At 55.6% G+C, this 19,144-nt stretch carries 15 protein-coding genes; 13 read left to right on the top strand and 2 right to left on the bottom strand.

The genetic code is table 11. The features are described from left to right. Window positions 1-57: 57 nt before the first annotated feature. Window positions 58-936, bottom strand: a complete 879-nt coding sequence (locus tag AC07U5_RS13695; protein WP_494723321.1) for an extracellular solute-binding protein — start codon at window positions 934-936, stop codon at window positions 58-60. 213 nt (window positions 937-1,149) lie between these two features. Here AC07U5_RS13695 and AC07U5_RS13700 point away from each other — a divergent pair, with 213 nt between their 5' ends. The 13 genes from AC07U5_RS13700 to AC07U5_RS13760 all read left to right on the top strand — a co-directional run bounded on the left by AC07U5_RS13700 (window position 1,150) and on the right by AC07U5_RS13760 (window position 17,214). Next, complete coding sequence (locus AC07U5_RS13700) at window positions 1,150-2,400, top strand: ROK family protein (protein ID WP_494723322.1); 1,251 nt, start codon at window positions 1,150-1,152, stop codon at window positions 2,398-2,400. A 31-nt stretch (window positions 2,401-2,431) separates the two neighbouring features. Beyond that, window positions 2,432-3,592, top strand: a complete 1,161-nt coding sequence (locus AC07U5_RS13705) for a Gfo/Idh/MocA family protein (protein ID WP_494723323.1) — start codon at window positions 2,432-2,434, stop codon at window positions 3,590-3,592. Window positions 3,593-3,602: 10 nt separating this feature from the next. Next, a complete protein-coding gene (locus tag AC07U5_RS13710) occupies window positions 3,603-4,223 on the top strand; it encodes a GNAT family N-acetyltransferase (protein WP_062442943.1) in 621 nt (206 codons plus the stop codon). Between the two features lie 265 nt (window positions 4,224-4,488). Beyond that, the gene (locus tag AC07U5_RS13715) at window positions 4,489-4,989 is read left to right on the top strand and encodes an NUDIX hydrolase (RefSeq protein WP_494723324.1); all 501 of its coding nucleotides are present in this window, start codon (window positions 4,489-4,491) and stop codon (window positions 4,987-4,989) included. A 164-nt stretch (window positions 4,990-5,153) separates the two neighbouring features. Beyond that, window positions 5,154-6,143: a LacI family DNA-binding transcriptional regulator gene (locus tag AC07U5_RS13720; protein WP_112359076.1), complete on the top strand. Its 990-nt coding sequence runs from the start codon at window positions 5,154-5,156 to the stop codon at window positions 6,141-6,143. An 88-nt stretch (window positions 6,144-6,231) separates the two neighbouring features. Then, entirely contained in the window at window positions 6,232-7,089 is an 858-nt protein-coding gene (locus tag AC07U5_RS13725) for an inositol monophosphatase family protein (RefSeq protein WP_494723325.1), read from the top strand. 64 nt (window positions 7,090-7,153) lie between these two features. Continuing rightward, entirely contained in the window at window positions 7,154-8,983 is a 1,830-nt protein-coding gene (locus tag AC07U5_RS13730; RefSeq protein WP_494723326.1) for an ABC transporter permease, read from the top strand. A 28-nt stretch (window positions 8,984-9,011) separates the two neighbouring features. Next, a complete protein-coding gene (locus tag AC07U5_RS13735) occupies window positions 9,012-10,235 on the top strand; it encodes an ABC transporter substrate-binding protein (RefSeq protein WP_062426874.1) in 1,224 nt (407 codons plus the stop codon). Between the two features lie 67 nt (window positions 10,236-10,302). Continuing rightward, window positions 10,303-11,430 carry an ABC transporter ATP-binding protein gene (locus tag AC07U5_RS13740; protein ID WP_494723327.1) on the top strand — a complete coding sequence of 376 codons (1,128 nt, stop codon included), beginning with the start codon at window positions 10,303-10,305 and terminating at the stop codon, window positions 11,428-11,430. A gap of 116 nt (window positions 11,431-11,546) precedes the next feature. Beyond that, complete coding sequence (locus AC07U5_RS13745; RefSeq protein ID WP_062442669.1) at window positions 11,547-12,164, top strand: dual specificity protein phosphatase family protein; 618 nt, start codon at window positions 11,547-11,549, stop codon at window positions 12,162-12,164. After that, entirely contained in the window at window positions 12,148-13,818 is a 1,671-nt protein-coding gene (locus AC07U5_RS13750; protein ID WP_494723328.1) for a metallophosphoesterase family protein, read from the top strand. Before AC07U5_RS13745 ends, AC07U5_RS13750 begins: the two co-directional genes overlap by 17 nt. Window positions 13,819-13,862: 44 nt before the next feature. Further along, entirely contained in the window at window positions 13,863-15,506 is a 1,644-nt protein-coding gene (locus tag AC07U5_RS13755) for a Na/Pi cotransporter family protein (protein ID WP_494723329.1), read from the top strand. Between the two features lie 1,504 nt (window positions 15,507-17,010). After that, window positions 17,011-17,214 carry a cold-shock protein gene (locus tag AC07U5_RS13760; RefSeq protein WP_062426870.1) on the top strand — a complete coding sequence of 68 codons (204 nt, stop codon included), beginning with the start codon at window positions 17,011-17,013 and terminating at the stop codon, window positions 17,212-17,214. A gap of 423 nt (window positions 17,215-17,637) precedes the next feature. On the opposite strand, the gene AC07U5_RS13765 is transcribed toward AC07U5_RS13760, so the two are convergent. Further along, window positions 17,638-18,894 carry an arsenic transporter gene (locus tag AC07U5_RS13765; RefSeq protein ID WP_494723330.1) on the bottom strand — a complete coding sequence of 419 codons (1,257 nt, stop codon included), beginning with the start codon at window positions 18,892-18,894 and terminating at the stop codon, window positions 17,638-17,640. Window positions 18,895-19,144: the final 250 nt, after the last annotated feature.

The following is a 19,144-nucleotide window of genomic DNA, read 5'->3' on the forward strand; positions in this document are numbered from 1 at the left end:
CGAGCAACGACCACGGGCCGGGGATCGACAGCCGACACGATCGTGAGGGTGGACATGTCAGGCAGGGCGGCCGGGGGGCGTTACATCCTTGCGTGCCGAGCGTCGAACAGTGGCATCGCGAACGATTTCATGCGCCGTCTTGCTGCCCAGGAAATCGATAAAGCTCTTGGCATCGTCTATGTGCTGAGCGCCCTTGACGATCGCCTGAGCATCGATCTGGCCGGTGACGGCGTCGCTCGGATAGACGATATCGATCGGTAGGCCCTGCGCCTTCCACTTCGCGCCGAGGTCTTCGTTGATCCAGCCGACTGCCGCTTCACCGTCGCGCACAGCATTGAATGCATCATCGGAACCCGGCGCGATGCGCGCACCCTTGGCCATCTGGCCGACGAAATCCCAGCCGAAGTTGCCAGCAAGGGCCGAGAGAATAACGTAGCCGGTACCGGATTTCGCAGGGTCCGGAATGATCAGACCACCATTCTTCGCAAAATCCTGTGAAACAAGTTCCTTTTGCGTCTTGGGTATGGAGCCGGCTTCGACGCGCTTGGTGCTGACGATCAGAGGCTGCAGCAGCACCGTGAACGGATGCCAGATGTGATTGGGATCGTTGGTCACCATATCGGCGTCCGACTTGCTCTCGTATGCTTGGAAGAGCGCCGCATTTTCCTCGAACGTCTGCGTCGGCCCGCCCCACATCACGTCCGCCGAGGAGTTGCCGCCTTCGGCACGCAGGCGCTCTATGAGCTCACCCGTCCCACCGCGCACCACGGTTACTTTCACGTCCGGATTCGCCTTGGTGAATGCTCCGAGAATGGGAGCAGACGTTGCCTCCCCATGAGCAGTATAGACGACAAGCTCTCCAGCATTCGCAATACCCAGGATTGATACCGACGCCAAAGCGCCCGCTATGATCCGCCGCAAGGTCCATTTCAGCATGACTGTGTTCCCTTTTTTGAAGTCACTGAGAAGAAGGCGACGATATTAATTCCATTAGATGGATTTAAAATCAAGCCGCATTTACCGGTGATTTATCGACATTACGTGACAGATAAATGACGAACCTAAGCAATGGGGCCGACCCGCATACCTTGACCCTGCGCTGACGGACTGATAAATTCCATTTAATAGATTAAATAGGATCCGGCACCCATGAGCCTGATGGGCAGCAATCACACATATTCGGGCCGCTACAACCGGCGCCTGGTTTTCGACCTTATACGCTCTTCCGATGGCATCAGTCGGCGCGACCTTGTTCAGGTGACGGGCCTGAAGGCGCAAACGATGTCCAACATATGCAAGGATTTGATCGACCGCTCTCTCGTGGTGGAAACTATTCAACAGGAAGGCGCGCGCGGCGCCCCGCAAAAAAGATTGCAAGTGCGTGCCGACGCAGGGTGCTGTCTCGGCATCCATGTGGATCGCGACGGGCTGCTCGGTATCGTCTGCGATATAGCGGGACATGAACTGGGGCGCGAAACCGCATCGGCCTCCCTCGAAGACCCGTCCGATACGATCCGTGCCATCACCGATATCACGCAGCGCCTGCGTTCGCTTGCCTCAGATCGCCCTGCCTGGGGCATCGGCATCGCCATGCCAACGCTGCAGGAAGCAGAGTTCGAGCATCCCGTCGGCCCGCCCGGCTGGGATGCCTGGAGCCGTATTCCTGTGGCGGAGGCTATCGAAGATTGTTGCGGCCTTCCAACCATCATCGAGAATGACGCCACAGCCGCGGCAGTTGCCGAGCTGAGGGTAGGCAGAGCCTCAGGACTGACCCACTACGTTCATATTTTCGTCGGGCACGGGCTCGGCGCCGGCATCATCAATGACAGCATGCCGCTTCAGGGATTTTGGAACAATGCTGGGGAAATCGGCCTCCTAACATGGCCTGCCGAATTCGCTAATCCAGATGCTGAGGGACAGACTCCGTTCTCCATCGACGAACTTGCATCGATGCTGTCTTGCGAAAGCAAAGAGATCGCTAGGCCCGGCGTGTTGGAACAACTCTACGCTCAACGCAACAGTGTTTTGATGCGGTGGCTCGATCTCAACTCAAAACGCCTCCGGTTGCTGGTTTCGCTGCTTGAGAACATCATGGACCCGCAGACAATCATAGTAGGAGGGCATTTTCCACCAGCGCTCAACAACTCTCTGATTGACCGGGCCTATCCCCTTTTGCCATCGGTTAGCGCCCGGAGCAAAAGGGATATTCCCCGGCTGAGCGCTGGAGCACTGGGTCCGGAAGCAGCAGCCATAGGTGCGGCCATGCTGCCCGTGATTGCTCATGGGAGCCCGGACTTCAGGCGTCTCTCCTCCATGCGCGGGCGCAGCCAGACCATGGATTTCGAAAAACGCTTCGATCGCGTTGCTGGCGCGCCAACGGATGACGACGCATCCGCCTAATTCACCCAATTCTCGCAAACAGGACTAAAAAATGAAAATCGCAGTCGCCGGGCTTGGATTTCGGCTTGCCAATGTCATCGCCTCCTTTCGCAAGGCTTGCCCAGATCTCCAAATCCTCGGCCTCATGGATCCCCAACCTGCCGGGCTGCCGGCTATTCTTTCGTCTGGCCTGCCGGAACCACGTCGCTTCGAAACAATGGAAACAATGCTGAAGGAAACGCGGCCTGATCTTCTTATGGTCGGTTCCCCCAATGTTTTTCATCTGGACCAAATCGCCGCGGGGCTGCGCGCGGGCGTGCGCGTCTTCACCGAGAAGCCGGTCGTGATCGATGAAGATCAAACACTGAAAATGGCGCGACTGCTTGCCGAATACGGCCATGAAAGCGTCATGGTTGGCCTCGTTCTGCGTTACTCCGACCTTTATCGGGATTTGCGCATGGCGCAGGCTCAAGGTCACATCGGCACCATAACCTCGATCGAGGCATCCGAGCATATCGCGCCGTACCACGGAGCGTTCTTCATGCGGGATTGGCGACGGCATACGCGCCATGCCGGCCCTTTCATCCTGGAAAAATGTTGTCACGACATCGATCTTTACGGCAGCGTGGTGGGGCAGCGCGCCATGGCCGTTGCCAGCTTCGGGGGGCGTAAGTCATTCGTTACTGAAAACCGGCCTGATCAACTCTCCGCGTTTCAACAGCAGGAATTCTACAAGAAGCCGAGCGGTTGGCAGGGCAGCGATGCCGTCTTCGAGGGCGATGGCGACATCATCGACTATCAGACCGCGATCGTCGAATATCAAGGCGGAGCGACGATGGCGTTTCATACAAACCTCAACGTTCCGGATCAGTTTCGCCGCTTCTGCGTGATCGGCAACAAGGGAATGGCAGAGGGCGATTTCATTCGTAATCGCTTTGAGGTTCATTCCGCTATAAAAGGCGAAAAGCTTGTCGAGCGGCGTTACGAGGGGCATGAAAGCGATCACTATGGCGCCGATGATCAGATGGCTCTGGATATCTACAGGCATCTGACCGAGGCGAGCCCGCTGCCCGTCAATATCGTTGCGGCTCTGGAAGCGGGACTCGTGGCAATCAAAATCGAGGAGGCGCGCCGTGGCCGGCGCACCATCGAGCTTGCCGAGACCTGGCAGCGTTTCGATGACGCACTTCACACCCCTTTGGCAGCAGCGTAAGGCCACGCTCATGAACATGCCAACGCCATCATTACCTGTCGTCATCCGCAACGCCCAACCGTCCGATGAGACGGCGATACTCGATATCTGCGTGCGCACCGCAGACAGCGGGGAGGACGGATCACGACGCTACACGGACCCAAGACTTCCCGGATTGCTATGGGCGCTGCCTTATGTTCGTTTCTGTCCAGAAAATGCATTCGTGCTGACAAACAGTGGCATCGTCATGGGCTATTGTGTTGCGACACCCGATACGAGCGCCTACGAAGATTGGCTTGAGGCTGCATGGTGGCCTTCCTTAAAAGAGGAGCTTCGCGATTTCTCAGCGCAGACAATAGAGGATGAGAACGTCCTTACTCATATCCGAAGCGTATCGAGGACACCAATTCGGGTGACGCAGCCCTACCCTGCGCATCTACACATCAATCTTCTGCCTGAGATGCAGAATGGCGGTCATGGGTCGTCCCTGCTGGCACATCAACTGCGTGCGTTGATGATGTCTGGAGTAAAAGGCGTCCATTTAGGTGTGAACCAGCACAACGAAAAAGTCGTAGCATTTTACGCTAAATTCGGCTTTGTCGAAATCGACCGGACACCTTCGATCCTGATGGCAAAGCGGCTTACTGAATGAAATCCTTCAGCGCGCCGGCATCCCGAGGCTCGCCTTTCTAGATCTGCGCCTTGTGTTGTCACTTGTAAAAATTTCGGTGAGCGAAGATTCCGCATCATCGACTTTATATGGTGAATTAGGGCACCGCAGCCCATTGGCGCATACTAAATCTAGATGACGCCGGCGGTTTAATATTGTCAGATTATCGTCGCTTGACCGAGTCTTGACGCTTAAGGCCACTCCCCACATCACTTTAACACGCGCAACGAGGAAAGCTAACAGGACATTGCCAAAGAAAAAGGACAAGGCTGCTACGGCTGGAAAATCATTGCTTCAACAGCTTGCAGGGATGCCCGAAAAGCTGTTCAGCAAGGCGTTCGAAGTCCAATATGGCGCTTTGTGCTACCGAAAACCCGACGATCGTGACATCGAAATTCTCCTTGTCACATCGCGAGGAACCGGCCGCTGGATCATCCCCAAGGGTTGGCCGATGAACAAGAAGAAGCCGCATGAAGCAGCTCGTATCGAGGCTTTCGAAGAAGCTGGCGTGGTCGGACGCGTACGCAAAAAGCCGGTCGGTCGATACACTTACCTCAAGTGGCTCGATACTGGTCGCGTGGCACCATGTGTGGTGGATGTCTTCCAGATCGAAGTTACAAGAACGGCGCAGAAATACAAGGAAACGGGTCAGCGCAAAGTTGCCTGGTTCTCACGAGATGAGGCCGCTCGGCTTGTGAGAGAAGTCGAGCTCAAATCGTTGATAGTGACCTTTCGACCTGGGGAGTAGACGGTGCGCCACAATGTTTGCAAGAACAAGCAGGCTAAATCAAACATCTAGTTCGCTCCGATAGCGACGCACCCGATGTATGCGACGAGATGCACGCGAGTGCATTGCAAGGCCTTACTCAACCGAGTACAGGTTTGTTTTCGCACGAGGGAATGAGTACCTGGATGGCCAAGAGCTTTGTGACGTCAATCGATGTTGCGCAGAGGGCGGGTGTTTCCCGTTCGGCTGTTTCAAGGACGTTCACTCCTGGCGCGAGTGTTTCGCCGGATGTGCGCCAACGCGTGATGAAGGCTGCAGAAGAACTCGGCTACAGGGTAAATCGCCTGGCGCAGACCCTGAATACATCGAGCTCCAATTTGGTTGGAGTTGTGGGGGCAAATTTGTCCTCTCCGTTTATCGCAAAGCAACTGGATATGCTGAGCCTTGGCCTTTTGCGACGAGGTCAACAGTGTTTGCTCCTCAATGCCGCCGATGCGCGTAGTAACATCGCGCCTCTGATCGAACTGATCTTTGAATTTCGGGCGCGTGCGATTGTCGTGCTTTCTGGCGAACCTCCAGCCTCTATTGTCGACGAGTGCCTTGCAAATGGTGTCAAGCTCATCGTCATCAATCGCAATGCCAACCGGCCCGACCTCGATGTCATTCTAAGCGATGACATCCTGGGTTCTCGGCTTGCCGCCGATCGGCTCATCGCAGCACGATGCAGCAAAGTCGCCGTCGTTTGCAGCGGCAGCCTCACTCCAACTCAGGTCCGGCGAGCCACGGCTTTTGAAGAGACAATCCTTGAGCACGGAGGAGAAGTCGTCCGGTGGAGCGTCGGTCCGACCGCATACGAAACAGGCATAGCGGCCGCCAAGGCCTTACTGAGCGACACACAAATCGACGGGGCGTTCTGCGTGACGGACCTTATGGCGCTCGGATTCCTTGATTCAGCGAGAAAAGACTTTAATCGCTCGGTTCCAGATGACCTTTCGGTGATCGGCTTCGACAACATTCCACAAGCCGCATGGATTTCCTATAACCTCACGACGATTGGCCAATCATTCTCTGTCCTGACCGACGCCGTTCTTGCTGCACTTGATCATGACGATGGCCATGTCTCGACGCAAATAGTGCCCGTAGAGCTTATAGAGCGCGGCACCGTCCGTTCCTGATTAGCGAAAACCTTTCCAGTGAACGGATCTGGGGTTGCCATGCTTGCACACGTGTGCAACATTGAACACGTGTGCAAGGGAGAAGACTATGCCTGATAGCGAAGTTCCACGGAGCGACATCCAAGAACGCGCCGAACTGTGCCACGCGGTCATCCGCTCGGCAGGTGCATTGGCGCTTGAAGGTTTCAAGCAGGTGTCGAAGGGCGGTTTCACGATGAAAGGCCCTCAGGATTTTCTGACCGAGACCGATGCAGCCTCTGAAGATCACATCCGGAGCGCGATCTTGGCGGCTTATCCCAACGATGGCTTTTTCGGCGAAGAAGGCGGTGGTGAAATACGCGACCGCGTGTGGGTTGTCGACCCGATCGACGGTACCGCAAACTTTGCGAGGGGTATCCCCCATTTCTGTATTTCCATCGGCTACATCGAGAATGGCGTGACCCAGTTTGGCGCCATCTTTAACCCGGCCCTTGATGAACTCCATTTCGCAATGCTGGGTCAAGGGGCGACGCGCAACGGAACTTCGATCGCGACCGCTTCAACGACACGGTTCGATACCGCTTCAGTGGAGCTCGGCTGGTCGACGCGGATTCCGAACGCGACATATCTCAAAGTTGCTGAAGCCCTCCTTTCGAAGGGTGCGAATGTTCGCCGTTCCGGCTCTGGAGCGCTTGGCCTCGCCTATGTGGCCGACGGAAGATCGGACGCCTACGTCGAATTACACATGAATTCCTGGGATTGTGTACCCGGTCTTCTGATCGTCGCGGAGGCTGGCGGGGCTGTCTGCCCATTCACGGAGCTTGGCTCTTTGCGTTATGGAGGCCCCGTACTCGCATCCGCTGCGGGCCTCGCATCCGGAATCAGCGAAGCTGCGAACGTCCCACTGACGTCTGGGAAGACTGTTCTCAGCCCGGACAACAAGGGAGCCCGAATACAGGTCGCCTGAGGTCTTTGGCGAGACGAAAAATTGGAAGTGGCGTGCGGCCTGGAGAGCCGTTTGGGAGGACATTATGACGACTTTAGCGGAAATCGAGACGACGCAGCAAAGTGGACGAGCAGGACGATTGTCGCGACGTGTCGGCCAATTTCTCTCAGCCCCTGACCGCCTCATCGCCCTTATCATGGCAATTATCCTCTGCCTGCTCGTTATCGTCCCCTTGTTCCAGTTGATCCGGGAAACGGTCACAGTCCAACCTTACGATGCCGTCTACCTCCCCGGTCGCGCAGTTGGTGAATTGACCTCTTTCCACTACGAGCGCGTATTCACCGGTCGTATGTCCTGGGCGCTATTCTACAAGCCGTTCATGAACTCCCTGGTCACAGCGTTCGGAGCAACAGCAATCTGCCTCGCGCTTGGCGCACTGCTTGCCTGGGTGGTTGTACGCACGAACGTTCCTTATCGCGAGTTCGTCAACACAGCTGTCGTTTTGCCATACATGCTCCCATCATGGGTCATGGCGCTTGCCTGGGTAACGTTTTTCAAGAACGACCGTGTGGCAGGCGCTTCCGGCGTTTTCGCTTACCTTTTTGGTGTTCAGCCGCCGGACTGGATCGCGTTCGGCAGCCTCCCCATAATTATCTGCCTTTCGCTGCACTACTACGTCTATGGCTTCCTGATCATCTCTGGCTCACTCTCGACGGTGGACAGCCAGCTCGAGGAAGCCGGTGCCATTGCCGGCATGTCGCGGTTTCGCCAGTTCGTCTCGATTACGGTTCCGCTCGTTGTGCCAGCCGTCGGCTCCGCCGTCGTCATGACATTCATAAGGGTCATCGGATCGTTCGGCACGCCGGCCGTTCTGGGAATGCCTATCCGCTATTTTGTTTTACCCACGCAAATCTACGCCGCCATCGGATCGCGCAATGTGGGTGACGGCTATTTGCTGGCACTGGTTCTGGTGTTGCTCGCCGTGCTCTTCATCTGGATTAACCAGCGCATGATCGGCGTTCGCAAAAGCTTCGTCACGATGTCAGGCAAGGGTTTCCGACGCAGAGAGATCGACCTGGGCCGTGCCCGCTGGCTGGTGTTCGCGTTGGTCATGCTCCTCATGTCCATCACCGTCGTTATGCCACTCGGCTTGCTCGTGCTCCAGTCATTGTCTCGAACGGCCGGAAACTACGATCTATCGAACCTGACACTACACTACTGGATCGGTGACCGCGGCGGCGTAAATGCTCTCTATGCCGGCGTGTTCAAAAACCCGCAGATACTGAATGCCGCTTGGAACAGCTTGCGACTGGCATTCTTCACGGCGTTGGCAACGGCTGTTCTTGGTTTTCTCATTGGCTACGTCGTCGTTCGCAACCGGGGTACGCTTTCGTCTCGGGCGCTCGAGATGGCGGCATTCCTGCCTTACATTTTTCCAGCGGTAGCGTTTGGCGCCATCTATATCGGCATGTTCTCCCAGTCCTTAGGGCCAATCCCTGCGCTATATGGCACGTTTGCATTGCTCGTGCTGATCGCGACGGTGAAGAACCTGCCATACACCTCGCGTACCGGCATTGCCGCGATGCTCCAGATTGACAAATCGCTCGAAGAATCGGCACGCGTCCAGGGCATTGGCTGGTTCGGCCGCATTCGGAGAATTGTAGCTCCGCTCGCCGCTTCAGGACTCGTTTCAGGTATGCTGCTGAGTTTCATCGGAACGATGCGAGAGCTGTCGCTCATCATTCTACTGGTCACGCCATCAACAGCAGTTCTAGCCAGCGTCATCTACACCTACCAAACGGATGACGTACCCCAGCTGATCGGGGCAGCCACCTTGCTTCTCGTCGCGCTGGTTGTTGGCTGCAACCTGCTGTTCAGGCTCGTTTTTCGAAATACGAAGATGGGATTTGCTTGAGGAGGCAACCCGAAAGAGGAGGAAGACTATGAAGACTTTAATGAAGGGCGCAGCAATCGCCACCTTGGGCTGGATGATAGGCTCTGCGGCGTTGGCGCAGGACGCGTTCGAGACATGGATTAAAACATCAGAACTGGGAGCCAACCAGCCTCCGGAAGAGAACTGGGACGAGATCACCCGCAAGGCGAATGAAGAAGGTGAAGTGACGATCTACTCATCGTCATCCAGCGTCAGCGCACTCGCCGAAGACTTCATGAAGCTCTACCCGAAGATCAAGGTAAACGCCTATGATCTTGGTTCGGAGAAGACGATTGAAAAGGTTGTCCGAGAACAACAAGCGGGCATCTTCAACGTCGATGTGGTGAACACTGCGGGCACGGCTCAAATGATCTTCGACCTTCTCCCCAACAAACGTATCGTCAATTATGTACCGCGGTACCTGACAGACAAGATCCCGGAGGAGCTTCGTGAACCACTCCTGACGCAGGTCATCGAAGCGACCGTCCTGATGTACAATGCCGACGCTTATAAGGACGGTCCGCCTGTCAAGAACGTCTGGCAATTGACAGAACCAGATTGGAAAAAGCGCTTCGCAATGAAGAGCCCCCTAGGATCGCTGACATCACTGGCATTGCTTGCTTCAATCGTGGAGCACTCCGATAGCTTTGCGAAGGCCTACGAGACGTATGCGGGCAAGCCAATCGAGCTGTCGGATGGTATCGAAAACGCCGGCTACGAGTTCTTGCATCGCCTGCTGAAGAACGATCTCGTTATTTACGATTCCGGTTCTAAGCTCGCGACCGCCTCGGGACTTAAAGGGCAAAATAACCCGCCCATTACGTTCTCCAGCATGCACTACATAAACAAAAATGGCAGCGACGATTACGCCAACGCTATCCTCTACGATATCGATCCTGCAGGTGTGTTCGCCTATTCGACTTATACATCCATAGCCGGGCAGGCTCCGCATCCCAACGCCGCGAAACTTTTTATCGCGTTCCAGATGGGTTCGAAGGACCTTACGCCAGACACCAAGGTCGAAAAACCTTACCGTGAGGGTGAGAGCCTGAAATTGCTTCAAGGCATGGCCGCCTATTTCAAGGTCGGCACGTTCTCGCCTCGCACAGACGTGCCGCTACCCAAGGGTGGAGAGAAGTGGCCGGAGGCAAAGAAGATCTTCGGATCCGCCGAGTTCCAGCGTGACAACGTTGCTGCGGTCAACGACTTCTGGGTCGTTGAGACGAGCCAGTAAGAACCTTACTCAGCCGACCGGCGCTCCAGCGCATGCCGGTCGGTGCTTACGATCTCCGGAGGAAGTCATGAACGAAGTATCTCTCAAAGGCATCACCAAATCCTATGGTGCACACCTCGCCATTCCGCCGCTTGACCTGAATATTCCCAAGGGGAAATTCGTCACTCTTCTGGGTCCGTCGGGCTGCGGCAAGACGACGACGCTCAGGATTATCGCCGGGCTCGAACAGCCCTCGGATGGGGAACTTACATTGTCCGGAAAGTCGGTATTTTCTGGTCGCAACAGCCATTTCGTACCACCGGAAAAACGCGGTCTTGGTTTCATTTTCCAGAGCTACGCTCTATGGCCTAATATGAAGGTTGATCGCAACATCACGCTCGCTCTACAGCAGGCGCGAAAGCCGAAGGACGAAATCCAGGAGCGGCTCGGCGAAGCGCTCAAGAAAGTACAGCTCGAGGGGTATCAGGATCGGTTTCCCTCGGAACTGTCGGGAGGCCAACAGCAACGCGTAGCGGTCGCTCGATTGATCGCCGCTAGAAATTCAATTCTGTTGATGGACGAGCCGCTTTCCAATCTCGATGCGGTGCTACGCACGGAAATGCGCACGGAACTGAAGCGGTTGTCCCGAGACCTCGGTGCGACGACGATCTACGTCACCCACGACCAGGTCGAAGCCCTGACCATGTCTGACATCATCGTCGTGATGAAGGATGGCGTGATTCAGCAGATGGGCAGCCCCTATGAGATCTACCACCAGCCAAGCAACCTGTTCGTCGCTGAGTTCATCGGTGATCCGCGCATCAACCTGTTTGACGCGAGTTTGGAACAGCGCGACAGCCGTAGCGTCCTGCACATCGGTGAAATCGAGATAAACCTGCCGCACGCCCTGCCGCAGTCCTCAGGACCGATGCGACTTGCGATCCGGCCGGAGCGGCTTACGCTTCATGATGCACCTGTCGCGAATAGTTTGCCCGCAGAGGTCGATGTCGTTCAACCAACCGGATCGCAGACGATCCTGTCCCTCACATCGCAAGGCAATGCGGTGACTGTGCTTATTCCTCGGTTCGTTGAGCGCTGGCCAAGCCGAAAGGTCTGGCTTGAACTGGACGCCGAGCACATCATGATCTTCGATAGTCGATCGGGGCAGCTTCTACAGACCACAGGCGGCCCAATCCGACAAGAGAATGCTGCTTAGCTCTTGCCGCGCTGGCTGCTCGCTTATGTCACATATGCGCCGCCCAGCTTCGAGGCTTCTATAATAGAGATTGGCGCTGTCTTTCATTGCGCCTGAAAATGGATCGAGTGCTGCATATGGATGCACCCTTTTACGAACGACCGCCCATCAGCCTGATTACGCAAGGGCTCGGACCGCATGATTCCAAGCTGTACATCGGCGGTCTGGAAGGCGCGCGAGACCTTGGGCTTCTGAAAGCTCACGGTATCGGCATAGTCGTCAACTGCGCCGTCAATCTGGATATCAACTTCGTACGAGACCCTGCCAATGCTGAGGACGGGGAGCTTAGTGCAACAGGCTACGCTCCCATCCGCTATTACAAGGTCGGAATGATCGATGGCGGTGGCAGCCCGGACACAATGATGGTGGGCGGATATTATATTCTCCATGGCGCGCTGCATCAGACCATGCCCAAGCGTGCGACCTATCCATTCGAAGATGGAGGAAATGTCCTGGTCAATTGTCGCAGCGGTCGCAGTCGCTCGGTATCACTTGTGGGTCTCTACATCCACAAACAGCAACCCGACCGTTTTCCAACTCTCGAGGCGGCGATCGCCCATGTCAGGGAAAAGCGCCTCTTGCGACCGGACGAATGGTTCGAGGCGCCCAAACCCATGCTTTATAATGCTGCTCGTCTCGCATCAGACTGGATTGATATGATCGAAAAAACCAAATTGCGTGAAGCAATTGCATAGTCATACCCCTGTCGCCGTCATCGCTGATGCACACTATCATGACCTCGAAGGCAGTTTCGGGCAGCAGGAACCTGTGTCCGGTGACGGGCTGACAGCCAGAAGCTGGTCAGAGACACGCTGCTCTACGCGTGTGTTTAACGAAAGCTTCGCGGCTTTTCCGGCTGCTCTTGATGCGATCGCCGGTCGTGGCATCAGACATGTCGTCCTTCTCGGCGACTATAGTGATGACGGACAGAAAGCAACGGTACAGGCGGTTGCCTCCCTCTTGAAATGTTATGCTGAGACGTTTTCGCTCTCCTTTTATGTCTTACCGGGCAACCACGACGGCTATGCGCTGAGGGGTCGACACCAGACGAAGCAATTCCTGACCCCGGATGGGGACGCCGTCGTTATCACCAGCGATCCCAATATTAAGCCTTCAAATGTCGTGGCGCTTTGCTCAGAGACAATGTACTGCGCCGGCTACCCCGATGCACTGGAACCTCTCGTAGAGCATGGTCTGACGCGCCAGGCGGATTACCTTCACTGGGAAACACCTTTTGGGACGTCTGACACGTTCGAGGACCGCCAATACCGATTAGCGTCCGCTGACGGGACGAACGAGGCGTTGTTGATAGATGCTTCCTATCTCGTTGAACCAGAAGATGGCCTTTGGCTTTTGATGATCGACGCCAACGTGTACCAACCGTCAGACAGAGCGACTGGCATTGATCTGGAAAGCGACTTTATTGACAGTACTGGTGCAGGCTGGAATGCCGTCGTCAAGCAACGCCCTTATTTGATTTCGTGGATTGCAGACGTTCACCGGCGTGCGGGCGCTCTGGGGAAAACGCTTTTATGCTTTTCGCATTATCCCGTCGTGGACGTGTTCGCAGACAATCTGGCGAGTGAACAAGCCCTTTTCGGACAAACGAACGTCGCCAACCGCACTCCGCAGGACGGCGTGGCTACTGCTCTCATGCAGGCCGGCATGACACAGCACTTTAGCGGCCATATCCACGTCAACGGATCGACCAGGCGAACCGTCGGCAACACGACCTTGACCAACGTTGCTGTCCCTTCCCTGGTCGCGTTTCCGCCTGCATTCCGGATCGTGCACGGATCGACCAACGAAACCAATATCGAGACCATCAGTCTGGGCAACCTGCCGATTGATCGTCGTCTAATGCGTCTCTACCATCGCGAGTGCGAACGGAAGGGAGAGCCCAACCATTCTGCGTTTAGCGCGAAATCATACGGTGACTTCCTCTACGCTCACCAGGAAGCGCTCGTCACTCATCGGTTTTTCCCCCGTGAATGGCCCAGAGACATGGTTGAGATGTTTTCCGGTTCGACACTTGGTCGTCTGCTCACGCAGCTTGACCTGCCTTCATCTGTGCTGGTCAAAATTGCACAGTCCGCTGGTGTTGATCCGGAGAGCGCCGCGTCATTATCGTTGCTGCATTTCGTCACCGATTGGTACGCGTTGCGCCAGGCGCAGGAACTTGCCCTTCCCTTCATTCGCGCGGAAAACCTGTCGATTTATAAGGCGCTGGTCGTTCACCAAAAGGAATTTTCAGGTTCATCCGACCCAAAAGAAAATGCTTCGGCCGCATCCTTTATCAAGACATTTCTGACTGTGCTGAAGGTGTCATTGGAGCGGGCACGCGCATAGTCGAATGGGAATAGGATCGTAATGGCAGCAAAAAGGAGAAAGACTTGAGTTCCACGGTCGTCATGATCAATTTGCTGGGTGCTGTCGCGTTGCTGCTCTTGGGGCTCGCGCAAGTCAAAGACGGTGTATCACAAGCTTTCGGTGCGAAACTCAAAATTGGTCTAGCGACCGGGACCAGCAACGGACCGCGCTCATTTTTCTCCGGATTGATTGCAACGATTGCTCTGCAAAGTTCGACAGCCACCGCGCTCATGACCGCGTCGTTTGTTGAACGAGAACTTATTAAACCGCGGATGGCTCAAATCGTTCTCCTTGGAGCCAATGTGGGAACTGCCATTACCGCCTGGATCGTCGCGGCGGGACTGGAATGGCTTTCCCCTCTGGCTGTTTTAGTCGGTGTGATACTCCTTAGTGGCTCATCATCTGCGCGTCAGGGCGGCGGTAAAGCGCTTGTCGGTATTGGGCTGATGTTGCTCTCGCTCCATCTTTTGAGTGCAGCCACGGAACCCATGCGCAGTTCCCCGGCCCTCATGGCTTTCGTCGCTTTGTTGGACAATGCTTGGCCGGTCGCTCTCATTTTTTCAGCGATGATTGCGTTTGTGTCGTCCTCGAGCCTGGCGGCGGTCGTGTTAATCCTTTCGCTCGCGTCAGCCGGCGTGCTGTCCACCGGCCTCATCATTGTCCTGGTACTCGGAGCCAATCTCGGTGGCGCTGTTCCTCCCGTGCTGGCATCTTTGTCGGGTCCCGCTTCGGTCAAGCGTGTCACGCTCGGCAACCTCATCGTCAGAGGCGCTGGTTGCGTGCTGGTCCTCCCACTCGCAGACTATGGCGCTGGGTTGTTGACCATATTGCCATTGACGCCAGCCAAGCTTCCCGTCGACGCTCATCTCGCGTTCAACGTGTTTCTGGCCGCCTTGGCGTGGCCCTTTTCGCGCGCGGTCTCGGGGATCGTGAAGTCCTTAATCGCCGACGATGCAGCCGCAGAGTTCGGTCCGAAGTACCTCGATGAACAAGAACTCTCGACACCGGTCGTCGCGCTCGCCAGCGCCACTCGTGAAGTGCTGGGTATCGGCGATCTGGTAGAGCGCATGTTAGTAAGAACTGCAGATTCGTTCGACCGCTACAATCCATCACGTTTACAAGAGGTCTCGCTTCTTGAAGGACGGGTCGACCTACTGCAACAAGAGGTAAAGCTGTATCTCTCAAAGCTTGGACGTGCTGGCTTGAACATGGAAGATGGTGGGCGTTCGGCGGCCATCATCGATTATGCAATCAACCTCGAGCATATCGGCGACATCCTGGAAAAGAGCTTGTTACCGGAAATTGCCAAGAAAGGAACGCAGGGTCTCCAGTTCTCGGAGGAGGGACACGCAGAGGTCAAAACGTTCTTCGAACTGACACAAGAAAATATACGTATTGCCCAGACAATTTTTGTCACGAGGGACTTTAACCTTGCACGTCGAATGATGGAGCTGAAGGTGGAAGTTCGTAAAATGGAAAAGCAGTCGGCAGCCAAACATCTCGCCCGTCTGCGCGATGGTCGCGCCGAAAGCATGCGAACGAGCTCATTGCACCTCGATATCCTGCGCGACCTAAAGCGTATCAACGCTCATATCGTGGCTACCGCGCATCCGATCTTAGATGAGAGTGGGCTGTTGATAGAAAGTCGCCTTCGCTCTGCCAGCTAGCTTTGAGCGGTAGATACCACCATGAGTTGTTAAAGCAGCCAGAGGATGTTGACCGGCCACTTGCAAGCGCTGCGTACTCGGCGCCTGCTGCTCGCGAAGCCGTTGGGCGAACATTGCCGAAATGCGCCTTCGTTCTGAGCTGCCAAGTCGCAACAGCGCACGCTCCCTATGCGTTCCTTTTAGTCGGACTGAACGCTATCTTCGCTTAAACAGCACAGAATGCAAGCAAGTTGTGGCATCGATCGCGCCGTGGGTATGGCGTTGGCACCAGACCCTACCAAACCGCTCATTCGGAACATCGCACAAAGAAATTGCTCCATCCGAATCACTCCCTGTGGACGGAGGAGATTCAACTCACAGTGTTGGGATCGACTGGTAAGTAGACCATGCCATGTTGTGGCGCGCTGAACGCGACGGCCCACACACGTCTGCGTGAGATCATTGACGAATTTTCTTCGGGAAAACTCCACATCTGACGTCACCGATTGCGCCGGTAGATATTATTATTCGCTCCGCTGTCAGCCCAGTCCCGACCGTTTTCGCGGCGCCAGTCGCAAATCCCGGCATAGGGGTGGGATATGTCATTCTCACCGTTGCCGCATGACCGGTTATGGCCCATGCCCGCAGAATACCCGGTCCCACGGTAGCCGTGATCATCTACGCAACCGCTTAGAATGCCGACAGATACTAGGCAGATCACCGCGCTCAAAATCTTCATAACTTTATCTCCGAGTGGACGACACTAACCACGTTTGCCGTTCCTAGTTCCATCTTCGCCAATCGGCGAACCTCAGAATATTGGAATGCCAGTCACCGAAAATCTACACCCAAGGAAAGGGCCATAGGCAGCCGCCGAAATGCGGGGAAACCAGTAGCAGTGGGTTCAGGGCGTATTCGGTTCACGCTTCAAGGCTGCTTCAGCACCACCAGCGCTTTTCAAAATCACGAGGACCACGTTCTTGCTTTGCCAACCGCTCAACAAGAAAGACGCCCAAGCTATTCTCGGCCCACCCTCTAATGAGCAGTTGGATATATTCCCGACATAAAACCCAAGTCGGATTGCTTAGTCGTCACTTTCGTTTTTTGGACGCGAGACCTTTTGGCGCAAACTCTGAGTACGTGAAAGATCAACAACATTATCAAAGTCCAGCGCTGGCCGACCTGCAAACAGGCGCTCAAATTCCTCTTTGGCCTCAAGGAAAGGCGATTTTCAAGAAATTTTCAAAGGGAAAATTTGACGGTTTCTTCAGCTAACCTGAGAGATCCGTAGGAAGCTTTAAATCCTGCGACCGAACGGACTGGGTCGATTCATACTCGACCCGTCGACGATTTACTCTGTCCACCTTGGCAGTTTTTCTCCACACGAGGCGATGGGTGTCTCATCGAACTTCTACTGAGGCTGTGGTTGCGCGGATCTCACGATTCCAACATAACCCGGAAAAACTTGAAGTTCAGCCTGATAGGCGATATTGCGATAACCTCGTGATCAACATACGAGGACATCATGGCAACCGGCACAGTTAAATTTTTCGCACAGGATAAGGGCTTTGGCTTCATCACACCAGACAACGGCGGCCCAGACGTCTTCGTTCACATCTCCGCGGTCAGCTTCGGCGGCGCTCTGACCGACGGTCAGAAGGTTAGCTACGATGTCGGCCAGGATCGCAAGACCGGCAAGTCGAAGGCCGAAAACGTTACTGTTCTGTGAAAGAGAAATGGCCCCGTCAACCTTGTCGGGGCCACCCGTTCCTGGTCGATTGGTGCCTAATCCAACCGCTGCACGCGGTTCGTAATCGCGTGTATGCCGCCGGAGCACGTATCGTAGCACCAAAGGCCAGCTGCGCGCCTGCGCACGACGCTGTTCTAGGCTCGTTGCAAAATTTGTTTTAGTGAAGCACCGACTGCCGTCGCTAGCCTTCTTCATTAGCTGTATCAGCAACGAACGCGCCACGCTCTAGCGTGGGCTTGGGCACGCCAGTCGTTGGATCCTTTCACGTTTGATGCTCAAGCTCGGCATCGATTTCAGCGCCAACCATCAGATAACGAGTGAAATCCACACCCGGACGATTAGAACGATTAGAACACCGAGGGTGCCGTAGAAACGCCAACCCGACTTCTTGCCATCCGCGCGTCAAAGCAGAACGAGCGACGCCAGCGACATAATGAGTGCCGGGAACATCACGACCACACCGAGCTTCAGAAATTTCCAGCTGCTGATATCGAGACCTTCACGACGAAGCGCCGACAGCCACAGGATTGTCGCCAGTGAGCCTGTGACAGAGAGGTTGGGACCGAGATCAACGCCGATCAAAATCGCGCCTGCGACCTTGTCCGAGACGTGCGCTGCCTGAACCACACTTCCGGCGAGCAAGCCGGCTGGCAGATTGTTGACGAGATTACAGATGACAGCGACAAACGTTCCGGCCACGCCAACGGCATAACCATCAGACACCGAAGCCAAAGACGCCAATTGATTGGCCAGACTGGTCGTCACACCCGTGCGGTCAAGCGCTTCGACGATGACGAACAAGCCTGCCACCAACGGCAGGACGCTCCAACTGATACCCCTTATCGTCTCCATGGGGCTCTGCCGTGTCAGCAAGAGAACGAGGATAGTCGTGATCATCCCGGCAACGAAGGTAGGAACGCCGAGGTCAGCATGCAGGGCAGATGCAACGATCAGGACGATTGCGGTGATCATGATGCCCCATCCTGCGAGGCTGGCGCTACGGCTAAGGACTGGTCGGTCCGCAGCGGCAGCGAGACTCTCTTCCGACAAGGCGCGCCTTTGCGTCCAATAGAGGCATATGAATGTTACGATGATGGAAACGACCGATGGCAGCAAGAACGTTGCCAACCAGCGCGACAGAGGCGGCATTTCGCCGCCAGCGAAGATCACGAGATTGGCAGGATTCGAGATCGGCAACACAAAGCTCGCAGCATTGGCAATAAAGGCGCAGATCAGGAGGTAAGGCATCGGATCGCGAACCCGGCTCGCACGGCAGGCTGCATAGACGGCTGGCGTCAGCACGACCGCAGTCGCGTCGTTCGACAAAAACACCGTCACGACAAGGCCGACCATATAGACGAGCACAAAGAGACGCTTCGGCGAACCCTTGGCATAGGAGGTCGCAATCGCTGCAATCCAGTCGAAAAGGCCCTCTTTGCGAGCTAACTCGGACAAAAGCATCATGCCGATCAAGAAGAGATAGACGTCAATCCCTTTAGCAACACCTGCGAGCGCATCGGCAGGCCCGATGAGTTGGAACAGGAGAAGGAGAACGGCACCCAGAACCGCCCAAACGGCCTCCGGCCAACGGAACGGCCTGGTGATCACGCCAGCCGCTGTCAGCCCCGCGATACCCCATACGATCGCATTCTGGGTCATGGAGTCCGTCCTTAATGTGTGTGAGGCGCAACGGCCATAGAGTGCGGGAATCTGGGTCTTCCAGGCGAACCCGATACATCACATCGTTATCATCAGCAACAGGTCCCGCCGACCGCAAGAAGAGCGAAATGCTTCATCAGGCTTGCCTTGAAAACGCGTTCGGTTCAAAAGCAATCTACAACATGATACCGAGCAGGCGCTTTGAACCGCGCTGGATCCTAAAGCCACGAGTCACATCGCCACATAGCGC

The organism is Agrobacterium sp. GW821-FHT02D03 (assembly GCF_059421725.1).

Coding starts and splice junctions, on each gene's coding strand:
- AC07U5_RS13695 (WP_494723321.1), bottom strand. CDS start 936: ATGCTGAAATGGACCTTGCGGCGGATCATAGCGGGCGCTTTGGCGTCG.
- AC07U5_RS13700 (WP_494723322.1), top strand. CDS start 1,150: ATGAGCCTGATGGGCAGCAATCACACATATTCGGGCCGCTACAACCGG.
- AC07U5_RS13705 (WP_494723323.1), top strand. CDS start 2,432: ATGAAAATCGCAGTCGCCGGGCTTGGATTTCGGCTTGCCAATGTCATC.
- AC07U5_RS13710 (WP_062442943.1), top strand. CDS start 3,603: ATGAACATGCCAACGCCATCATTACCTGTCGTCATCCGCAACGCCCAA.
- AC07U5_RS13720 (WP_112359076.1), top strand. CDS start 5,154: ATGGCCAAGAGCTTTGTGACGTCAATCGATGTTGCGCAGAGGGCGGGT.
- AC07U5_RS13725 (WP_494723325.1), top strand. CDS start 6,232: ATGCCTGATAGCGAAGTTCCACGGAGCGACATCCAAGAACGCGCCGAA.
- AC07U5_RS13730 (WP_494723326.1), top strand. CDS start 7,154: ATGACGACTTTAGCGGAAATCGAGACGACGCAGCAAAGTGGACGAGCA.
- AC07U5_RS13735 (WP_062426874.1), top strand. CDS start 9,012: ATGAAGACTTTAATGAAGGGCGCAGCAATCGCCACCTTGGGCTGGATG.
- AC07U5_RS13740 (WP_494723327.1), top strand. CDS start 10,303: ATGAACGAAGTATCTCTCAAAGGCATCACCAAATCCTATGGTGCACAC.
- AC07U5_RS13745 (WP_062442669.1), top strand. CDS start 11,547: ATGGATGCACCCTTTTACGAACGACCGCCCATCAGCCTGATTACGCAA.
- AC07U5_RS13760 (WP_062426870.1), top strand. CDS start 17,011: ATGGCAACCGGCACAGTTAAATTTTTCGCACAGGATAAGGGCTTTGGC.
- AC07U5_RS13765 (WP_494723330.1), bottom strand. CDS start 18,894: ATGACCCAGAATGCGATCGTATGGGGTATCGCGGGGCTGACAGCGGCT.